This window comes from Paenibacillus sp. FSL K6-1330 (assembly GCF_037976825.1).
Classification (GTDB): Bacteria; Bacillota; Bacilli; order Paenibacillales; family Paenibacillaceae; genus Paenibacillus_AQ.
In genome coordinates this window covers 1,483,004-1,502,124 of the sequence record NZ_CP150269.1, presented here as the reverse complement: position 1 = coordinate 1,502,124, position 19,121 = coordinate 1,483,004, and the positions used below count along the sequence as shown (strand labels likewise).

Below are 19,121 nucleotides of genomic sequence, written 5' to 3'. Positions count from 1 at the left end.
CCATCCCTCTAGGCATATAACTAATTCAGAGGAATCAGCGCGAAGAATGAATTATCGCTGCCGTAATGGATGAACCGAGCATGTTATCGGGAGGTCTTACAAATATGCGTATACCGTATCATTCCATGGAGGACCAGTGGCAGCAGCCTGCCGCCCTTCATGATAAGCAAGCCCATAGCTATACAAGTCCGTACCAGATCCTCTTCCATTGGAACCGCCTGGACTGGAACTTCCCGAATGCTGCGATGAAGCAGCGATTCGAGGAGCATCAGTATTGGAAGCATTGCATGCCCGCAGGCGTCAAAGTGGACCTAAAGGGACGCTTCTATGTATCGGTTCCGCGCTGGGCGGAAGGGATTCCCGCTACGCTGAACACCATTGTGATGGTGAACGGCAAGCCCGTACTGGAGGCTTTTCCAAGCTGGGAGTGGAATACGCCAGGGGATGTGCGAAAGTTGCAATCCGTCCTTGGCTACGAAATTGATGAGCATCATCGGATGTGGATTCTGGATCAAGGAAAAATCGCATACGATACTTCGCCCGAAGGCTCGCAAAAACTGGTCATCTGGGATCTGAACGCTAACCGCCTGCTCGATTCCATTGTCATTCCGGATGATATTGCCCCTCCCCGAACATCGTTCCTGAACGACATCGTGGTGGATAACCGAAACGGCTATGCCTATATCACCGATTCGGGCTCTGGCTGGCCGGACCATCCGCTGTATGGCGGAATTATCGTCTACAATATGAGAACGAAGAAATTTCGGCGTGTGCTCGACAGTCATTACAGTACGCAGGACGTGCCCCGATTCCGGTTTGAGATTGATACCGAGCCGGTATACCGCGACAAGCCGATCCGGACCGGCGCCGACGGCATAGCATTATCCGCGGATCGCGGAACTCTATTCTACTGCCAGGTAACGGGGCGCAATCTGTACGCTATCGATACAGGACTGCTGCGGAATTTCAATATTCCCGATTCAATCATCCGGAATTCCGTTCAGACCCTGGGCAGCAAAGGAACGACAACCGACGGCATGCATGCCGACAATCAAGGCCATATATTCTACACCATGCTCGAAAGCAAGGGGATCGGTTACTATTCACCGTACACTCGCTCATTCAACAAGCTGCTGTCCGACGACAGGATGCTGTGGGTAGACGGGGTGGCTTTTGATCAATGCGGCTCCATCATCTTCAACAACAACCGCCTGCACCGCATGTTTGAAGAGCCGCAGCAGATCGACTGGGACGATCCTTACAATCTGATCATATGGAGAGCCTACATCGGGCAGGACGTGAAGTCCTATTTGTATGGTTGATGTTAAAGAAAAAAGGGTTAGGCAGATCGGGTGTTCATGCCCTCTGCTTAACCCTTTTGTTATATACCTGCAACGCTTGACCTCAATGACTGGCAACCTTTGCAGTCATTGACCTGTGTAAGCGATATGGTTGTCTGGCTCGATTATCCTAAAGCGACTGGTTCCTTCACTATGATCGGGCCCTTACCACGGCTCCCTGAACCCCTGCCTATCATTCTCGCAGATGCGCAACAGCTTCATTCGAAGCCCCTCATACCAAGGGGGAACATCCGTCAAATCGCTGTCCTCCAGGGAACGCAGCACTCTGGCAAATCCGTACAGCCGCTCGAATCGGCGAAATCTTGCAAACTCCGTCTCCAGCTCGTTATCCAAACTGCGGATGGAACGATACCCTCTCAGGAAAGCCCGTTTCTCTTCCTCCGACTCGGTATCCGCAAGAGCCGTCACGATATCCATCGCAAACCAGTGGTACATTGCATCGTCAAAATCGATAACGTGGAAAGAACGCTCCTTCGCTTCATAAAAGACATTATCCAACTGAAAATCATAATGGATTAAGCCATACGTCTGTCTCGACGATGGCATGAACTGCAGCCAGAGACTAACCCGGTGAAGCTCCTCAACAGCATCCTGCTCCTCGGGATGCCGCTGCAGCACCTGATCGATCATGTGCAATATGTCCTCTGCGCTTCGGCGTCTTACAGTTCCGGGTTCGTATTGGCTGGATAACGTATGCAGCCTTGCTAGCGATTTCCCCCAGTCCTTGAACTGGGTGGTCGTGAGATTGCCATCTAATGCAATCCCTGCAGCAGCGGAAAACACAACGCCGTGGTAATGTCCCTCGGGTGCCTGAACCGTTTCGATCCAATTCCCGTTCACAGAGGAAACCGGCGTGACAGAAGGATAGCCGTTCCTAACCAGATACAGCATAAATTCCAGCTCGGCCGTTATCTGCTCGATCTTGCTCTCCTCTTCATCATTAAACCTGAGGAAATATCGCTCTCCGTCACGCTCAAAAACATACACAAAGTTGGAGCTGGCCCGCCAGAACTTCAGTGTTCCCTCGTCAAACTCCCAGTTGCGGATGAGTTCGTGGGCTACCTTGTCTCCCGTTAATCCGCGAACCATCGTTGTTAACTTCATCATCTACTCTTTTTCCTCCCACTACATCCTGAGAGGACTTACACTTCGGCTTAAGTAACCAGCCCTCTCATCTGTACACCATTGTGAATATGAATCGTATTCAACAACGTCACCCCTTTCCGCACATAGACGCAAGCATGAGTCTTGCCTAATAGGTATTGTACAGGAGCCATATGTGGAGTGGATGGGAGAGAATAGATATAGGGGAAAAATACGAGGTGAGTTATTGGACCCCATCATCTCGACATCCAACTGATACGTATCTTTAAAAAATTGAATGGCTTCGGACTCCGCCTGAGATGATAATTCCTGTTCTTTTGGGCTATTCACGTTCTGACATCCTCCAATAAGTATAATAAGGACCAGCCACAAGCAGACCGCTGATATATCCCTCATGCAGAGGTTTCATAAAAGCAGGCAATCCCGTTCGGGCGTCATATTGGTCTATTGAGCTGAATAATGGATCTCCGTTCACCACGTCCACGTAAATTCCTGAGCTGGCGTTATTCCAATACGGATTATCATAGACAGGCTCGTCCAAGCCTTCTTGCGTCACCGGTATTGGAGAGCGGTAAGACGCCTGCGCAGCTCATCCTTATCCTGTTTTCGCCTCCAATGACGCTTCGCAAAAGAGTCCCGGCCGCGGAACCCTCATAATATCAGTTATCGTCTTACCAGTGGGTAGTATAGTAGTTCTGGTGGACATCAATCATTACTTTTCACTAGTATTTTGTGCAATCGATCCGTTATTGAGGTCTAGAAGAGGGGGATGATAAGCTAAGAATAGCAATAAGGAGCAGCCGGCCTATGGCTACTCCTTTGTACAAACATCTTGAGTAGGATTTCTCCTCCAAGATCAAGTCAGGAAAGAGAAAGTAACCCACTTAGGCGCCAATCTCAGGAGTGGGTTACTTTCGTCGTTATAACATTATTTTTGTTCCCCCACAGACCTTCCCCAGCTACAGCTAGCACCCTGCTGCATCAAGAACGAGTAGCAATACGCTCCTCCGGATATCGTGGTACTCGTCAGCATAACCTCTCCAAGCCGTTTCTCCTCTATGAGGACAAGCGATGAACGGGACCATAGCCTACATTCGCCCGCCTTGTCGGCTCGAATCTTCACCTGGGTCAGTTCACCTTCCTCCCAGCACATGTCGACAACAAAGCCGCCGCGGGCACGAAGCCCCTTCACCTCACCGCTGCTCCACTGCGGGGGCAGGGCCGGGATCAGCCTTAACTCTCCCGAATGCGACTGCAGCAGCATTTCGGCAACGCCGGCAATCCCGCCGAAATTACCGTCGATTTGAAAAGGCGGATGGCAATCCAGCAGATTCGGATAAGTTGAAGAAGCCAGCAGATTCACCAGATGCTCATACGCTTCCGCGCCCCGCTGCAGCCTGGCATAATAATTGATGATCCAGGCCCGGCTCCAGCCGGTATGGCCGCCGCCATTCGCAAGTCGTCGCTCCAAGGTCTTGTTCGCTGCCTCGGCAAGCTCAGGTGACTGAACGGGATCAATTTGCTCTCCCGGATACAGGGCGAACAGCTGCGAGATGTGCCGGTGTCCGGGATCGGCCTCCTCGTAATCATCCAGCCACTCCATGATCCCTCCCTGCCTTCCAATCCGCGGTGCCGGAATTTCTTGCAGCGCGGTTTGAAGCTCTTCAAGGAAGGAGTCCTTATCTCCGACAAGCTGGCCTGCCGCAAGACAGGCCCGAAACAAGCCCCTTGCAATCTGCGCATCCATAGCGGGTCCCATGCAGAGGCTGCCGACGGCTCCGTTCGGAAGTACAAATCGGTTCTCCGGCGAAACGGAAGGTCCGGTTATTCGTCTCCCTTCCTCATCCACAGTCATATAATCCAGCAGGAATATCGCCGCTTCCTTCATGACCGGATACGCTCGTTCCCGCAGGAAATCCGCATCCCCGCCAAACCGGTAATGCTCCCATAGATGAAGGCACAGCCAGGCGGCTCCCATCGGCCATATGGTACAGGTCATCAATATTCCTTCAGGCCGGGTCTCTCCCCAGAGATTGGTATTGTGATGAGCTGCGAAGCCACGGCAGCCATACATCTCGCGAGCCGTGTCCCGGCCATTCGGGAGCATGCGGTGAATCAGGTCAAACAGCGGCTCGTGGCATTCCGCCAGGCCCAGCAGCTCTGCCGGCCAATAGTTCATCTGAATATTCACATTGATTGTATACTTCGACTCCCAGGGCGGGGTGAAGCTGTCATTCCATATGCCCTGCAGGTTCGCTGCGAGAGATCCGGGTCTGGAGCAGGAGATGAGCAAATAGCGCCCGTACTGTACGTATAGAGCAATCAATTCGGGATCACTGTTTTCCGCAGAGGCACCTTCCGTCTTCACTCTATCCTTCAACAGATTCAGCCGCTGATCGGTAGACAGGGATGATAGATCGTCTTCCGCTCGGTTCGGAGTTTCAACTTGATCTGAATCGAAGAGTCGATCCTGCCCATTCGGAATGATATTTCCACTTTCGGTTAAGCTCGCTCTATTCACATCCTTCTTGCTGGAACCAAGGGTTAGCGAGAACCGTTCAAACTTCTCCCGATATTCCTCCAGATGGCGGCTTTCCAGCTCTTCGAACGACATGCCTGCCGTTTGATCCAGCTGTTCCAGACATACCTTGTCCGGCTGCTGACACCGAAAGGTCGTCTGGGCTGACAGCAGCAGCGTAACCGAATTCGCCCCTTCAACCGAGAGAAAATCACCGATGGTTCGGACCCTTCCTCCCTCAGCGACAGCACGTAGTGCCGTGCAGAAGGAGATGCCGTCCGCGCCGCATTCTCCCTTCATCAGCAAGGTATCATGCCCTAACGACTCCGTTCCGCTGTCAAAAGGGCGGCGCATCAGGTTCGCCGCAAACGTCAGCACTCCCGGCTGATCGGCAGTTAGGCGAACAACCATCACGCCATCCGGCTCACTGACAAAATACTGCCTGCGATAGCCTATGCCGCCCGAAGAATAGGATACGGTCACCATGGACCGCTCCAAATCCAGCTCTCGCTCATAATGCTCCACCGCTTCCTCGGCATCCAGGAACTTGAGCAGCAGATCGCCCAGCGGCTGGTAGGGCTGCTCGTATTTCGGGGATGAAGTCATCGCCATCCGGGCCAGGTGCTCAGCCTCGGCCTGACGTCCATCCCGCAGCATCTGCCTGATCTCGCTCAAATATTCGGTGGCGTCCGGGTTGGCTCCCCTTCCCGGCCCACCATACCAGAGGGAATCCTCGTTGAGCTGCACCCGCTCAAGCGAGGTCTTGCCAAAGACCATGCCGCCCAAACGCCCATTCCCGATGGGCAATGCCTCATTCCACTCCGCAGCCGGGGAAGCGTACCATAACCGCAAGCGCCGACTTACAGATGTGTCAGGCTGCGGCCATGGGGTTTCATGCCCTGCTGCCTCAATTTTGCCGTGCTGTCTTGTACGGTCAGACTCCGTTTGATACCCACCATGAAAACGTTCCGTACCTCTTCCTGTTGTCTCCATCTTCTCCATCTTCTCCATCTTCATACATGTCTCCCCTTCTTCGCGAAGAAGGGGACGATCAGCGTCTCCCCTGATAATCCCCTGTTCGCTATATATAATTAAGGCTGCTCTGGTATATCGATCGCACCGCCGCCCACAGGCGTACGGGCCAGATTATCCACCGCTTGCTGACCCAGACGATCCTTCAACTGCTGGACGAATAAACTCTGAATCGCTACATGCCGGTCGGCGTATTCCCAATAGCCGTCCTCACGCGGTCTTGAATCATAATCGTTTGGAACGAGCGGTTTCACGTTCAAACCGTCTTCAGTCGGGATATGGCCGATGACATAGTTTTGTGCCGTTGGAGGCTTCTGCGCAACAAGCCCGCCCTCGGTATTCCACATGACGTAATTCGCTCCCGCCCAGCCATGTCCGCTGCCAAGCCATCCGCGGTCGCGGACGCTGATGCGCGCACAGACGTTGTCGTACAGGCCGCCGGTGGACCAGCGGTGGTGCGGCTCGCTTGTATTGTATTCGCGAGTGGCCTTATTGTCGTACATGACATTCGGTCCTTGTACGCGGCTCTCAATGACATAAGCATGACGTGAAGTTTCCGTATAATTGCGCTGTACCAGATTTAATTGCCCCTGGATGAAAAAACTGTAACGACGACCGCCCGTAATCACACTGACCATGTCGTACGTTTCGCTGTCCTGCACGGTGACCCATTTGGCCTGCCGCCCGACCTGCACCAAGGCGTAGGAGAAATGGTAGCCGTCCACCTCGCGCACCCAGGCATTCTTCACGCTGTTCATCATAATGAAGCGCTCCGCATGTGCCTCATCGGAATAATACGGGGTATCCAGAACATCGTTATCCATCTTGGTATCGGTCTTGCTCGGATCAAAATCGGATATGGCGCGCATGTTCTCGATCCCGACCTGTTCGATTCGAGATTCATCCGTCGCCTTGAACAGCTTGCCTCCACCCCATTGACGTTCAATGGCATTTGCTAATGGAGCATCCACCGTAATCCGGTTGCCGTCGATGGCCGTAATGACGCGGTCAAAATCCAGATTGAACGGGGACCACTGCTGCGTTCCCCCGGTCCCTGGCCGCATGTAGATATGATCCATGCCGATCTCATGAATCCAGCGGTCATTCCCGATTCTTCGAACAATAACGGAGTCGCCCACCTGATAACCGGAGGCATTCTGGACATGGAAGGATCGGGAGCCTGCCGGAACGTACAGATCCTGTATGTCCGTCTCCGTCCCGTCCACAACAGCTGCACCGTTGGTTCCACCGACAACAATCAAATTTCTGGCCGTTGTGCCCGTACCGCGGATGATCGTGCCGTCCTCACTCTTGCCCTCACCCCGCAGCACGACCCCGCTGGACTGAATGTTCAGGGAACCGCCGACCAGATATGTGCCCTTCTTCAGCAGCACTGCCCCCCGGAAGCCGTCCGCATCACGAGGCAGCCGCGACACCTCATCAATCGCCGCTTGCAGCATCGCCGTATCATCCCCGCCGGTCGGCTGTACGGCAATTCTCGCCTGTACGTCGGGCAGTTTCACACCGCCACCCATATAACCGACGTTTGAGAAATCGATGATCCGGTTCCCCTTATAATCAGGAACGTATACCATCCTTCCGTCTTTTCCGGTATAGGCGATTTGGCTCTGACCTTCAGGAGTTCCCTTCTTGGGCATGACGGTATAAAACAAGCTGTCGAAGTAGGTTCCCCCGTCTGTGGTTTGGAAAGTCATCCGCACCTCGTACGTGCCCGGTACCTTCATCCCACCCGGAAGCGTTATCGATTGCGTTACCCCTGCCTGCAGCGCCTTCGTGCCCAGCGAACCTCTGGATTGACCGTCCTTGAACCATCTGGCGGATACAGTTCCATCCCTATTCGGAGCGATTGTTACGACTGGCAGCTCCTCGCCATCACCCAAGATCGCCGCCTCGCCAATCTTCTGGACCAACGCCTTATGCGTGAACGAGCTGAAGGCAATGTATTTCGCATCCTGGAACTCCTGATCATCCTTCACCACAATCCAGAAATCCGGTGTACGTATCCCTTGACCGTTAATGCTGATTTCCGCATATAACCGGGTCGCTCCTACCTTGACCCCCGTTACCGAACCTTCGGAAGTAACCGCAGCGCTGGTTCCCACGGCGTGATATTGAACCTGGCCTTGAGGCAGCGAAATCCATTCCCCGTTCCCCTGTTTGCCGCGCGCCTCCACGGCAGATGTGCCTCCAATGTCCAAGGTCAGTTCCTCATTGTTGGTATAAGGGGTTCCATCCGGCTTCACGAAGGCCAGCTCCGTTACATCGGACGGAATCCCTTGATCTCCATCCTGCATATAAAGCTCCAACTCCTTTAGCTGAACATTGAGATTTCGGCTTAGAAGCAGCGTTACCCGAATGTGGGAAGCGCTTACGGAATCAAACGTCATCACTTCCTGACCGTCCGCTCGAATGCCCCCATTTTTCGCATAGGCTCTGCTCCAAGACTCACCGTCACGGGAGTAATCGATCTCGATACTTCCCAAATGATCTCCCCGGTTTAAATCCAGGACGACCTGGTTGAAGGACTGCTCACTCCCCAGATCCACCTGTATGTATACACTCATGTCCTCACGGTCTGTGCTCGCCGGCTGCCAGTAGGTATCACGGCTACCGTCAACGGCCTTCCCGGCTTCACGCCCGCTGATCTCGGAACTGGCCGTCGCCTGCTTATTCCATGCCAGGTTGACCCGTTCCATCACATCCGGTGCAGCCGTTTCCCCCTGTATTGGCGGATTACCGAACGAAAACAGAAGAATACCCAGCAGCAGCATGAAACCTCCTCTTCTTACCTGCCTGTTACGCTTGCGTACCTGTCTCATCAATCATCACCCATCCTTTGTCATATGTAGTGATTACGATCTACCCGCGATTACATGATGCCCCCCTTTCAAACACCTCTTGATATGCTTCTATGATAAAACAGCCTCTGCTCGCTGGACCATGCCGTAATTTGCGGAATGGCCGTGTTTTTTTATGGAGTATCACAACGTAAGAAAACACAACCCGGAGCGAACGGAGCCTTATGCTAAGCTTTGCTTTGTCCGCTACAATGAGGCTGCAATGGATACGCCATTCTTGGATCGATAAGGAAGGAGTTTCGTTTATGGATCATGAGTTATCCCAGTCTCCGTCAGCGCCGTTTCATGCACAGCTTCATTCACCTGACGGGAATCTGCAGATCACGCTGAAACAGGAGCATAACGGCCCCCTCTTTTACTCGGTGATGAACAAGCGGGATCGAGTTCTTGAAAGGTCGCCGCTCGGACTGATAACCGACAAATACAAATTTCAGGAAGGCATACGCATCCAAGGGGTTGAGCACAACACGATCACGGAGCGTTACGAACTTGTGACCGGCAAACAAAAATCGCAGTCTTACGAAGCAAGCGAGATGGTGGTGCTGGCGTCTGTAGAGAATCATCAGGTGAGGATCCGTTTCCGTGCTTTTCATGACGGTGTCGCATTCCGGTACGAGCTGCTGCAAGGAGAAGGAGATATTCGCATCGAGTATGAGCTCTCCGGCTTCCATCTCCCGGAGGACCGAACGCTCAACGTCTGGGCTCAGCCGTTCATGCGGTGCTATGAACGAACCTACGACCATGCCATGCCGGATCATCTTCGGGGAGGACACTTCGGTTTCCCGTTGTTGGTCCAATCAGCAGAGGATCAATGGCTGCTGCTGACCGAAGCAGATGTGGACGGCGAATATGGCGCCAGCCATCTCGCAGCGGATGAGCACGACGGCCGGAAGCTCCGAACCTCCTTCGCCCCGGATCAGGAAACGCCGGTTGCTTCGCAGCTTCCGCTCTCGACCCCCTGGCGTGTTATGATCATCGGATCGCTTGGGGATCTGGTCTCTTCTTCGGTAACGACTCACCTATGCCCCCCGTCCGTGCTGCAAGACACCTCTTGGATCTCTCCGGGCCGAGCAGCCTGGTCCTGGTACGCAGAAGGCGATTCTTGCGGCGATATGAATATTCAACGGCAGCATGTGGATTTTGCCGCGGGGATGGGATGGGAATACAGTGTCGTTGACGGCGGCTGGGAAGGCACGCTGGATGCCCCGCAGCTCATCCATTACGCGAAGGAGCGCGGCGTCGGCATTTGGCTGTGGACACATTATAAAGGGCTGGATACAAAGGAACTCCGTGAGGAGAAATTATGCCTGTGGGCATCTTGGGGCGCCGTTGGCATCAAGGTCGACTTCTTCGACAGCGACAGCCAAGAGACGCTCCAGGTCTATGATGCCATTGCGGAATCCGCTGCCAGGCATCGGCTGATGGTCAATTTTCACGGTTCCACCAAACCAAGCGGCGAACACCGGACATGGCCTCACGTGATGACAAGAGAAGGCGTTTACGGTGCGGAATACTACCGGGCGCAGAGTGAAGGGCCTAACGCCACTCATCTCTGTACCTTGCCGTTTACGCGGAACGTGATCGGGTCCATGGATTTTACGCCGGTCACGTTCAGCAGGCGGACCACGACGACCCAAGGGCTTCAGCTGGCCCTTGCCATCCTCTTCGAATCCGGCATCCAGCATTATGCCGATACGATTTCCGTCTTCGCGGATCATCCGGGCAAGCCGCTGCTGGCCGCCGTTCCCGCCGTCTGGGATGAGACGCGGCTGCTGGAAGGTTATCCGGGCCGATTCGTTACGATAGCAAGACGATCGGGTACGGAATGGTTTGTCGCCTCCATCTGTGCCGCAGGAGGACGAGACGTCCATATTCCGCTGGATTTCCTTGAGGACCACCAAACCTACCAAGCCGTGATCTATCAGGAACAGGCGGAAGCAGACGAATATCGATATCGTTCCGTTCTTCCTCCCATTGAGGTTCACACGGAAACGTGCTGCGCCAAGGATACCATCAAGATACGTCTCAAGGTGTATGGCGGCGTATCCATCCATCTTACGCCGCAAGCGGAGAACAAGTAAGCCAATCATTCTTGCGAGATAAGAAGGGGAAGCCTCTGAAGGTTATGCTTTCTTATCACCTCAAAAAGCACAAGGCCTAACCTCCAATACGGAAGCAGGCCTTGTGCTAAACACGCGGCGGACATGGCATGACCATGCGGATGGTAGTTCCTGTCCCCTCGCCCGCCGAGGTTACACGAAGTCCGTAACTCTCGCCGAATACCAGCTGAATCCGCCGATGCACATTCAGCAGCCCGATACCTCCGGTACCGCTAAGGTTCAGGGAGGACTCAGGCACATGATTCACATGATCGTACTCGTAGGACAGCCGTGCCGCAACCTCGCGCAGCTGTTCATCGGTCATGCCGATGCCGTTATCCCTCACGCTGACCCAGAAGGAATCATCGTCGCACCCGGCAGCGATAATGATGTACTGCAATGCTTCGATGCCGTCCGGAAAGGCATGCTGGAATGCATTTTCAATTAAAGGCTGGAGCGTCAACCGCACCATTTTGTACAGGAGCAGCTCATGGGGAACCTCAACCCGCAGATCAAATTCCAGATCGTGCCGATGCTTCATGATCGTCATGTAGTTCAAAACGTGCTTGAGCTCATTCGCGACCGTGATCTCCTCCAGCGACGTCAGCAAGGAGTACCGCATCATAAAGCCAAGAGAGGACACCATTTCGGTAATCTCCGATGAGCCTTCAACCTCGGCATAACACACGATGGTCTCCAGCGTGTTGTACATGAAATGCGGATTGATCTGGAGCTGAAGCGCCTGGAACTCGGCCTTCTGCCGTTCGATAATCGTCTTCTGCTGCTGCAGTTCGGTCTCGTATACCCGCTCGATTAATTCCGACAGCCGGGTCACCATCAGATTGTACCGCTGCATCATTTCCGTCAGCTCGTCCTCGCGTTTAGGAAGCTCCAAGGGAATCCACCGCCCCTGCTCCGTCTGGCGCATCCCGCGGATAATCGTCTGGATGGGCTGGGTAATGGAACGAGTGAAACGGTAAGCAAGCAGACAAGCAGCAATGAGGCTGATCAAGCCGATCGTCCAGACCGTAGAACGAATGCTGGCTATCGGTTTGCGCCACTCCTCCAGCGGCAACGAAGCAACCAGACGCCATCCGGAATAGGGAGACATCCGCGTCATGAACACTCTCTGCTCTCCATCGGCCGTCGTATATTTGAAGGATTCCTCGTCTGCGCCCATGATGGCGGCCGTCAGCTTCGGATCCTCGGCCGGAGACGAGGCTTCATGCTCCAGTCCCTCAGGTTGATAGACTACATGGCCGCTGGCATCCGCGATATAGAAGTATCCCCGTTCGCCCAGATCAATTCCTTTCCAGAGGGAGGATAACTCTTGGGAGCGCACTTCCATGGCTAGTACGCCTTTTTCCGCTGTGGAGGATAATCCCTTGATCAGTCTCGTCATGCGTACCACACTGCCGCTGCGTCCAGGTATAATACTCTCCGTGTGAATCATGAGACCGCTTTCATCTTTTGTGGTATTACGGAGATCCGTCAGCTGCTTTGCTTTCTCCTCTGCACTGAATACCGGTGCCGTAAAGTCAGAACCGAAGCTGTACGTGGCATGTCCGTTATAAGACAGGAGATACATGGTCAGCAACTCGGGCCCCCGTTCCATGAGGGGACGGAATACCGTATCCTTGATCGTGGAACTGATGTGATAGTACTCGTAATGGTCCGCCGGGTTAGGCAAATCTACGAATTTCTTCAATTCCCGGTTGGTCAATAAGGAGATCATCGTACGGTCGTAGGATTTAATGTACAGATCGGTATGGTTCAAGGCATTCTGCACGATTTGCGACATATGCCGGTCCAGCTGGCGGTCCAGCTCAGCTGATGAGCGCGTGTAGGTAACGATGCCGATCAACAAGGAAGTCAGCACAATGATGGATACAAAGTACAAAAACAACTTGCGGTACAGTTTATTTTTCATCCGTTAAAGCCCAGCATCGTCCGATATTCCGTCGGCGTATGTCCCGTTACCTTCTTGAACATTTTCGTAAAATGGGGATAATCCTCGTAACCGACGTTCGCCGCCACGTCGATGATCCGCATATGCGGCAGGGCCAGCAGCTCCTTCGCCCGCTCCATTCGCCGGTGAATCCGGTACCTTACAAAGGTATCCCCCGTCATCTTCTTAAACATTGCGCTAAAATACGTCGGCGTATAACCGGCCATCTCCGCCACTTCCTCAAGGGTGATCTCCTCGGACAGATGCGTGTCGATATACGATTTCACTTCATCCAGCGGATTCTTGAAATTCCCCCACCGCTGCGTAACCAGATCCGCGGTCATCTGCTTGACCCTTAACTCAAATTCGTTCAACAGCTGCTCCTGCACCGTGTGGTGACCGATCGGTTCAATCACCGAAACCTCCATATACCCCTTCGAGACGAGACGACGGAAAATCATGCCCACCGCGTCATCCAGCAGCTGCTGAAGCTGTGGGACGCTGAGTCCCGCCGCTTGCAGATGCGCTCTCCAATCGACCAACAGCCGATCGAGCTGTTCGGTCTGCAGCATCCAGATCTCCTGCCCGATATTTTCAATCCAATCGACATAGGAAGCCAGCGAGACAATGCCTTTATTGCGGTGTTTCACAATCGCGTCAAAGGTTTGGTGCAGCACCACGCCGGTAACCGGCTTTAGCAGATAATGCTTCACCCCGTAAGCCAGACATTGCTGTGCATATTGGAATTCGCCATAACCCGATATGACGATAATTTGAATATGCCCGTACAACTCATGAAGCTCCTGACACAGTTCCAGTCCGCCCATTCGGGGCATCCGGATATCGGTCAGCAGTACATCCGGCTCGAATTCCTTGATCAGGGAGAGCGCATGCTCACCATTCACGGCCGTGTCAATGGCATCAAACTGCAGACGGTAGGTCTCCGCCATCTTGACCAGCCCTCTTCGGATTACAGGTTCGTCGTCAGCAATAAGCAACCGCATATCATTTTAGCCTCCTGTATGTAGAAGAATAAGGTATGAGGCAAACATCGAATGGAACAAGAAGGTATCCGCAGCGGATACCTGTGATGGTAAGACCGGCAGATACCTTGATTTTTCATCCTTCGCTCATTTGGGTTAAACGCTTACATATCGGATCTATTGTACACGATATATGGAACAAACAGGAGATGCCCTACTTCCTATCTTGGGTATTATCTCGTGCGGTCTACGACGTTCTCCTTGTTCTTCCAACGCTCCGTCGCTTCCTTGATGATCTCATCCCCGCCCTTGGCACGGTATTCCTCCAGCACCTTCGGCCAATCGGAGATCGGCTGCTTGCCGTAGATCATCTTCACCATGCTGTCCAGGATGAATTTAGGTCCCGTATCTCCGGTCGAAGCCAGATCCGGGAACTTGGAGAAGCTGTTCAGATTCGCCATGAACGTAATACCGCCGCGGCCTTCATTGCTCAGCACATCACTGAAAGCCTTGATCACGTCCTGGCCATCCTCGGTAAGGGCCGTCTGCTTCTTATTATAGGTCAGCTCATGAACGAACCACAGCTGGTTGGCTCGGAAGCCCGCTTCATCCACCTCTTGTTTGGTCACTGGCCATTTATAGTTGATATTCCCGTTCTCCATTGTGTAATTCTCGCCTTCAATCCCGAAGGAGAAGAACATATCGGCTTCCTCCGTCAGCATCCAATCCAGGAATTTAATGATTTCGATGGCTTTCTCTTTTCCCACCTTGTTATTGATATAGTACGTGGTCGATACCGAACTGTATAAGCCGAGTCCGCCCTTGCCGTCCGGTCCGGTCGGGGATGAATAAATATCCACCTTCATCGAAGGATCCACTTCCTTCAGTTTGGTGCGGAACCCGATCAACCCCTCGCCGTTGGAGGCCCACATCCCGGATTTGCCGGCATTGATATTGCGTCCGTAATCCTCCTGAGAGAGCGAAGCGAAATCCTTCGGGATCAGACCCTCATCGTACATCGTCTTATACGTCTGGAGCGCCTTGCTCATGTTCTCGACATCGAAGAATTTCGGAACGGCCTCCCCATTCAGCTCCATGAACTGGAACGGCAGCACATCGTATGCCCCAAGGAAAGTATCCGCATATTTAAAGCCCTCACGGTATTGGTACGGGTGCTCTACACCCAGCTTCTTAAAGGCACGCAGCATATCCAGATACTCTTCCACGGTTTTAGGCGCTTCCTTGATGCCGGCCTTCTCCATGAGATCCGTGCGAATGAATGTGGCGCGGCGCGACGGATTTTCCAGCCAGGCCGGGATGCCGTAGATTTTGCCGTTATAGGATACTTCTTCCCACGCGGCCGGGGTGACCATCTTCATCAAATTCGGAGCATGTTCCTTGAGGAGATCATCCAGCGGCATGAACACCCCGGCTTCCACCGAGCCTGACATGGACCCTGTTGTTGGACCTCCCCGCATATTTCCCACAACGTCCGGGATTTCATTGCCTGCAAACATCAGACTCATCTTCTGATCAAATTCCTTGTGGGACATCAAGCGGATATCGAGATCTGTGTTTGTCATCTCTTCCAGCTTCAGCACCCATTTGTCCTTATTGATATCGGGTGACGATTCAATGTAGGTGTTGCCGCCCGTAGAGAAAGAAATCGAGAAGGACAGTTTGTTGGAGTCTGTACCTTGCTTCGTTTCTTCCGGCTTGGGACTGACAGTTCCTTCTTCCGGTTTCCCCCCGCATCCAGCGAGCAGTGACATCATCATGACGCTGATCAGTAAGACCGTCCAATTTTTTTTCATCAACCTCTCCCCTTTTTCACAAAAATAGACAAGTGGCTCATTCATGAGGTAAGCGCTTTCGTTAAATCCATTTCATCGTAGCTCATAACCCTCATATGCAGTATTGGCGTTCTTATTATGGGATTGTGTTCTTTTACGATCAAGATTTGATCGAACCGATGAGCATGCCCTTAATAAAATATTTCTGCAGGAACGGATAGACCAGGATGATCGGCAGCGTAGCGATCACAATCGTGGCCATCTTGATGCCCTCCGGGGACATGTTCGCCAGATTCTCAAACGTGGTGTCCATCTCTCCCATCTGATCGGTAATGACGATCTCTCTCAAACGAACCTGGAGCGGAAACAGTTGACGGCTATTGATATAGTATAGAGCGGACGAGTATGAATTCCAATGCGCAACGGCGTAAAACAACCCCATCGTCGCCATGACCGGCTTGGACAAAGGCAGCACGATGCTCGATATGATTCGCAGCTCCCCGCACCCGTCGATCCGGGCCGAATCAATAATTTCGTTCGGCAGATTCATGAAGAACGAGCGCATAATGAACAAGTTGTACGCGCTAATCGCGCCCGGAATAATCAGGGCCCATACCGTATCCAGCATGTTCAGCGATTTAATGAGCAGATAATTCGGAATCAAGGGCGCGCTGAAGATAAAAGTGACCAGCACGAGCATGAGAATGGCTTTTCGTCCCCGATATTCATTGCGCGACAGCGGATAGGCCAGCGAGGCCGTTGCGATCAGGTTGATCCCGGTCCCCACGACGGTCACGAATACGCTGATCAGAAAGGAACGCCATACGGAAGTATCGTTCAAGACGATCGCATAGTTGGAGAGCGTGAACTCCACCGGCCACAGGCCAACGTCTCCCCGTGAAATGGCCACATCACTGCTGAGCGATTGTGCCGCAACGTGCAGAATCGGGAATATCATGGCAGCCGACACAACGGCCAGGAAGATAAAGTTGAAAATTTCGAATACGGATTCACCTTTTGATCGTTTTATCATGTTTTCGGTCACCTGCCTAGTATAAGGAATTTCCGGTCGTTTTGCGGCTTATGGCGTTTCCGCCCACAATGAGCAGCAGCCCGATGAGAGATTTGAACAGCCCGATGGCCGTGGTGTAGCTGTACTGCTGTCCGAGCAGACCGACGCGGTAAATGTATGTATCCAGAATGTCGCCCTTATTCTCGTTCAAGGCATTCAGGAACACAAACACCCGCTCAAACCCGAAATCAAGGAAATTGCCGATGTTCAGCAGGAACAGAATCATAATCGTTGGCAGAATCGACGGAATCGTTATCGCCAGAGTCTGGCGCCACCGGTTTGCGCCGTCTACGCGCGCAGCTTCATACAGGTCCGGATTGATCCCGGCCAGCGCCGCCAGGTAAATGATCGTCCCCCATCCCGCTTCCTTCCAAATGCCGGAGCCGATCAGAATGCTGCGAATATAGCCTTCCTCGCCAAGGAAGTAAATCGGTTCGAGTCCCACCCACATCAGGATCTGATTGATGATGCCCGTGGTCGGAGATAGAATGCCTACCGCAATCCCCCCGATAATGACCCAGGACAGAAAGTGCGGCATGTAGATAACGGTTTGCAGCACCCGCTTATACAGGACAAGACGAATCTCGTTCAACAGCAAGGCCAGAATGATCGGGATTGGAAAAGCAAATACGATGCTGTACATCCCGATCAGAAGGGTGTTCCAGAAGATCCGCAGAAACTCTTCGTACTGAAACATGCGATAGAACTGATCCAGCCCCACCCATGGGCTTTCCCATATGCCTTTGAATAAGTTGTACTCCTGAAAAGCCATGGCGCTGCCAAATAAAGGGACATATTTAAATACCAAAAAATAGAGGATGCCCGGAATCGAGATGAGGTATATCGCCTTGTACTTGCGAAAGCTGGATAACCATTCCCGGCTCCGCGCTGACGGTGTTAGCCGCGTGCTTGGGTTGATGTTCGCCATAAGGACCTCCCGTTGTAAGTTTTCCTTCGTATTCATCGTATAAGCGGAGGGCCTTGGCAACAATGGCGGCATTTGTTTGTCGATGTGTTTTTTTACGATTGTGTTTAAGATGGGGATTTGAGGCGGAATAGAGAAAAAAGCCCTTCTGCTATCATGGTCTATCCGGCCATGGTAAGCAAAAGGGCTTATGGGGGAAATGAACGGAGAAGTAAAACGCAGCCGTACATGAGAGCATGGGCCGCTGAGTAATCGGACATTTCTCACCGCGTACACTCCCCATGCATGGTGCGGGTGCGCATCGCACGACGGTGGTCGACCACCCGTTTCAGGTGCTGTTTATCATGCTTCGAGTCGGATATGGATCGCTCTTATTCGTCGTCGTTCTCCGTAATCTCCCGAATCGGAATCGCCATGTTCCAGGTCTCCGTACAATCGTAAAACCCGCGGCTCCCGTCTGAAGTCGCAGCAAACATCCAGGCCGGACGACCGTCCTCCATAAGCAAAAACGGGCGTTCGAGGTTACCCATCAACCGTTCCGTGCCATCGTCCCACCGTACTCTGCGAGAGTACACGGGTTCCCCTGGTTTGGTTGTCATCTTCCACTGTTCCCCGTTCGCTGACCACGCATGGACTCCGCTATAGCGCTCCCCGCAGATGGAGCCGTCCATGTCCTTGGCAATCATTTCGTACCCGCGTGCCGTACGCCAAATGAAGGGGTCTTCAATATGAATCGCTGGGGGAAACAGCGGTTCAGGCTGACGGGTGTAAGGACCGTACACCGATTCGGCGCAGGCCAAGCCCAACTGCATGTTGCCATAAGAATGCCCTTCATAGGGACGAGATTTATAGATGAGCTTCACCGAACCGTCCTCATGAACACAGGGGGCAGGATTAGACACCAAGAAGCTGTCAAAATGATTCGGACGCGGCAACAGAACCGGATGGTCCCTCCGTGTCCAAGGGCCGGTTATGGAAGGAGCGGTCGCAACCCCGATCCGTTTGTTCGCCCTGGCAGCCACGACGAGCGGATCATTCGGAAGCAGAGGCTCCCCTTCTTCAGGTAGGGGAAACGGAAACGTCGTGCCCATGTAATAGAGGAGGTATGAGCCCTCAACCTTCACGATATGCGGGTTGTGCACGCTGCATCCGTCCCAATAGGCCGGGGATCTGGCCCCGAGTACCGTCTCCTCGTATACATACGGCCCGGCCGGATGGTCGGAGACCGCACGGACGATCTCCGAGGCCGCAAGCCAGCCGGGATGCATAGGCAATGATTTCGGCCAGCGCGAAGCAAACATATGGTACCGGCCATCCTCACCCTGGATAACGCTGCCGCACCATATCCAATATCCCGGCATTCGAAAGCCTCCTCCAACCGGTGCAGGATCAAATACGATTTTCATT

At 53.1% G+C, this 19,121-nt stretch carries 12 protein-coding genes; 2 read left to right on the top strand and 10 right to left on the bottom strand.

Annotated features, from left to right (window positions below):
- Positions 1–104 precede the first annotated feature (104 nt).
- Positions 105–1,322 (top strand): L-dopachrome tautomerase-related protein, encoded by a 1,218-nt coding sequence (locus NYE54_RS06555; protein ID WP_339270934.1) that lies wholly within the window; start codon positions 105–107, stop codon positions 1,320–1,322.
- Between the two features lie 183 nt (positions 1,323–1,505).
- Here NYE54_RS06555 and NYE54_RS06550 read toward each other — a convergent pair whose 3' ends face one another.
- From NYE54_RS06550 to NYE54_RS06535, 4 genes are all read right to left on the bottom strand, one after another.
- A complete protein-coding gene (locus NYE54_RS06550) occupies positions 1,506–2,468 on the bottom strand; it encodes a phosphotransferase (protein WP_339270933.1) in 963 nt (320 codons plus the stop codon).
- Positions 2,469–2,787: 319 nt separating this feature from the next.
- Complete coding sequence (locus tag NYE54_RS06545; RefSeq protein WP_339270932.1) at positions 2,788–3,006, bottom strand: peptide-methionine (R)-S-oxide reductase; 219 nt, start codon at positions 3,004–3,006, stop codon at positions 2,788–2,790.
- Positions 3,007–3,393: 387 nt separating this feature from the next.
- On the bottom strand, positions 3,394–6,000 hold the full coding sequence (locus NYE54_RS06540) for a glycoside hydrolase family 95 protein (protein ID WP_339270930.1): 2,607 nt from the start codon (positions 5,998–6,000) through the stop codon (positions 3,394–3,396).
- 74 nt (positions 6,001–6,074) lie between these two features.
- A complete protein-coding gene (locus NYE54_RS06535; RefSeq protein WP_339273402.1) occupies positions 6,075–8,855 on the bottom strand; it encodes a discoidin domain-containing protein in 2,781 nt (926 codons plus the stop codon).
- 284 nt (positions 8,856–9,139) lie between these two features.
- On the opposite strand from NYE54_RS06535, the gene NYE54_RS06530 reads away from it, so the two are divergent.
- Entirely contained in the window at positions 9,140–10,975 is a 1,836-nt protein-coding gene (locus NYE54_RS06530) for a glycoside hydrolase family 97 catalytic domain-containing protein (RefSeq protein WP_339270928.1), read from the top strand.
- 106 nt (positions 10,976–11,081) lie between these two features.
- Here the strand turns inward: NYE54_RS06530 and NYE54_RS06525 are convergent, their stop codons facing one another.
- From NYE54_RS06525 to NYE54_RS06500, 6 genes are all read right to left on the bottom strand, one after another.
- Positions 11,082–12,923 (bottom strand): sensor histidine kinase, encoded by a 1,842-nt coding sequence (locus tag NYE54_RS06525; protein ID WP_339270927.1) that lies wholly within the window; start codon positions 12,921–12,923, stop codon positions 11,082–11,084.
- Positions 12,920–13,945, bottom strand: a complete 1,026-nt coding sequence (locus NYE54_RS06520) for a response regulator (protein WP_100540505.1) — start codon at positions 13,943–13,945, stop codon at positions 12,920–12,922. The genes NYE54_RS06525 and NYE54_RS06520 overlap by 4 nt, the downstream gene beginning before the upstream one ends.
- 212 nt (positions 13,946–14,157) lie before the next feature.
- Positions 14,158–15,738, bottom strand: coding sequence for an extracellular solute-binding protein (locus NYE54_RS06515; protein ID WP_339270925.1), 1,581 nt, complete (start codon positions 15,736–15,738; stop codon positions 14,158–14,160).
- Positions 15,739–15,877: 139 nt separating this feature from the next.
- A complete protein-coding gene (locus NYE54_RS06510; protein WP_339270924.1) occupies positions 15,878–16,750 on the bottom strand; it encodes a carbohydrate ABC transporter permease in 873 nt (290 codons plus the stop codon).
- A gap of 16 nt (positions 16,751–16,766) precedes the next feature.
- Positions 16,767–17,717, bottom strand: coding sequence for an ABC transporter permease subunit (locus NYE54_RS06505; protein WP_100540843.1), 951 nt, complete (start codon positions 17,715–17,717; stop codon positions 16,767–16,769).
- Between the two features lie 368 nt (positions 17,718–18,085).
- The gene (locus tag NYE54_RS06500) at positions 18,086–19,120 is read right to left on the bottom strand and encodes a glycoside hydrolase family protein (protein ID WP_339270921.1); all 1,035 of its coding nucleotides are present in this window, start codon (positions 19,118–19,120) and stop codon (positions 18,086–18,088) included.
- Between the last annotated feature and the right edge of the window lies 1 nt (position 19,121).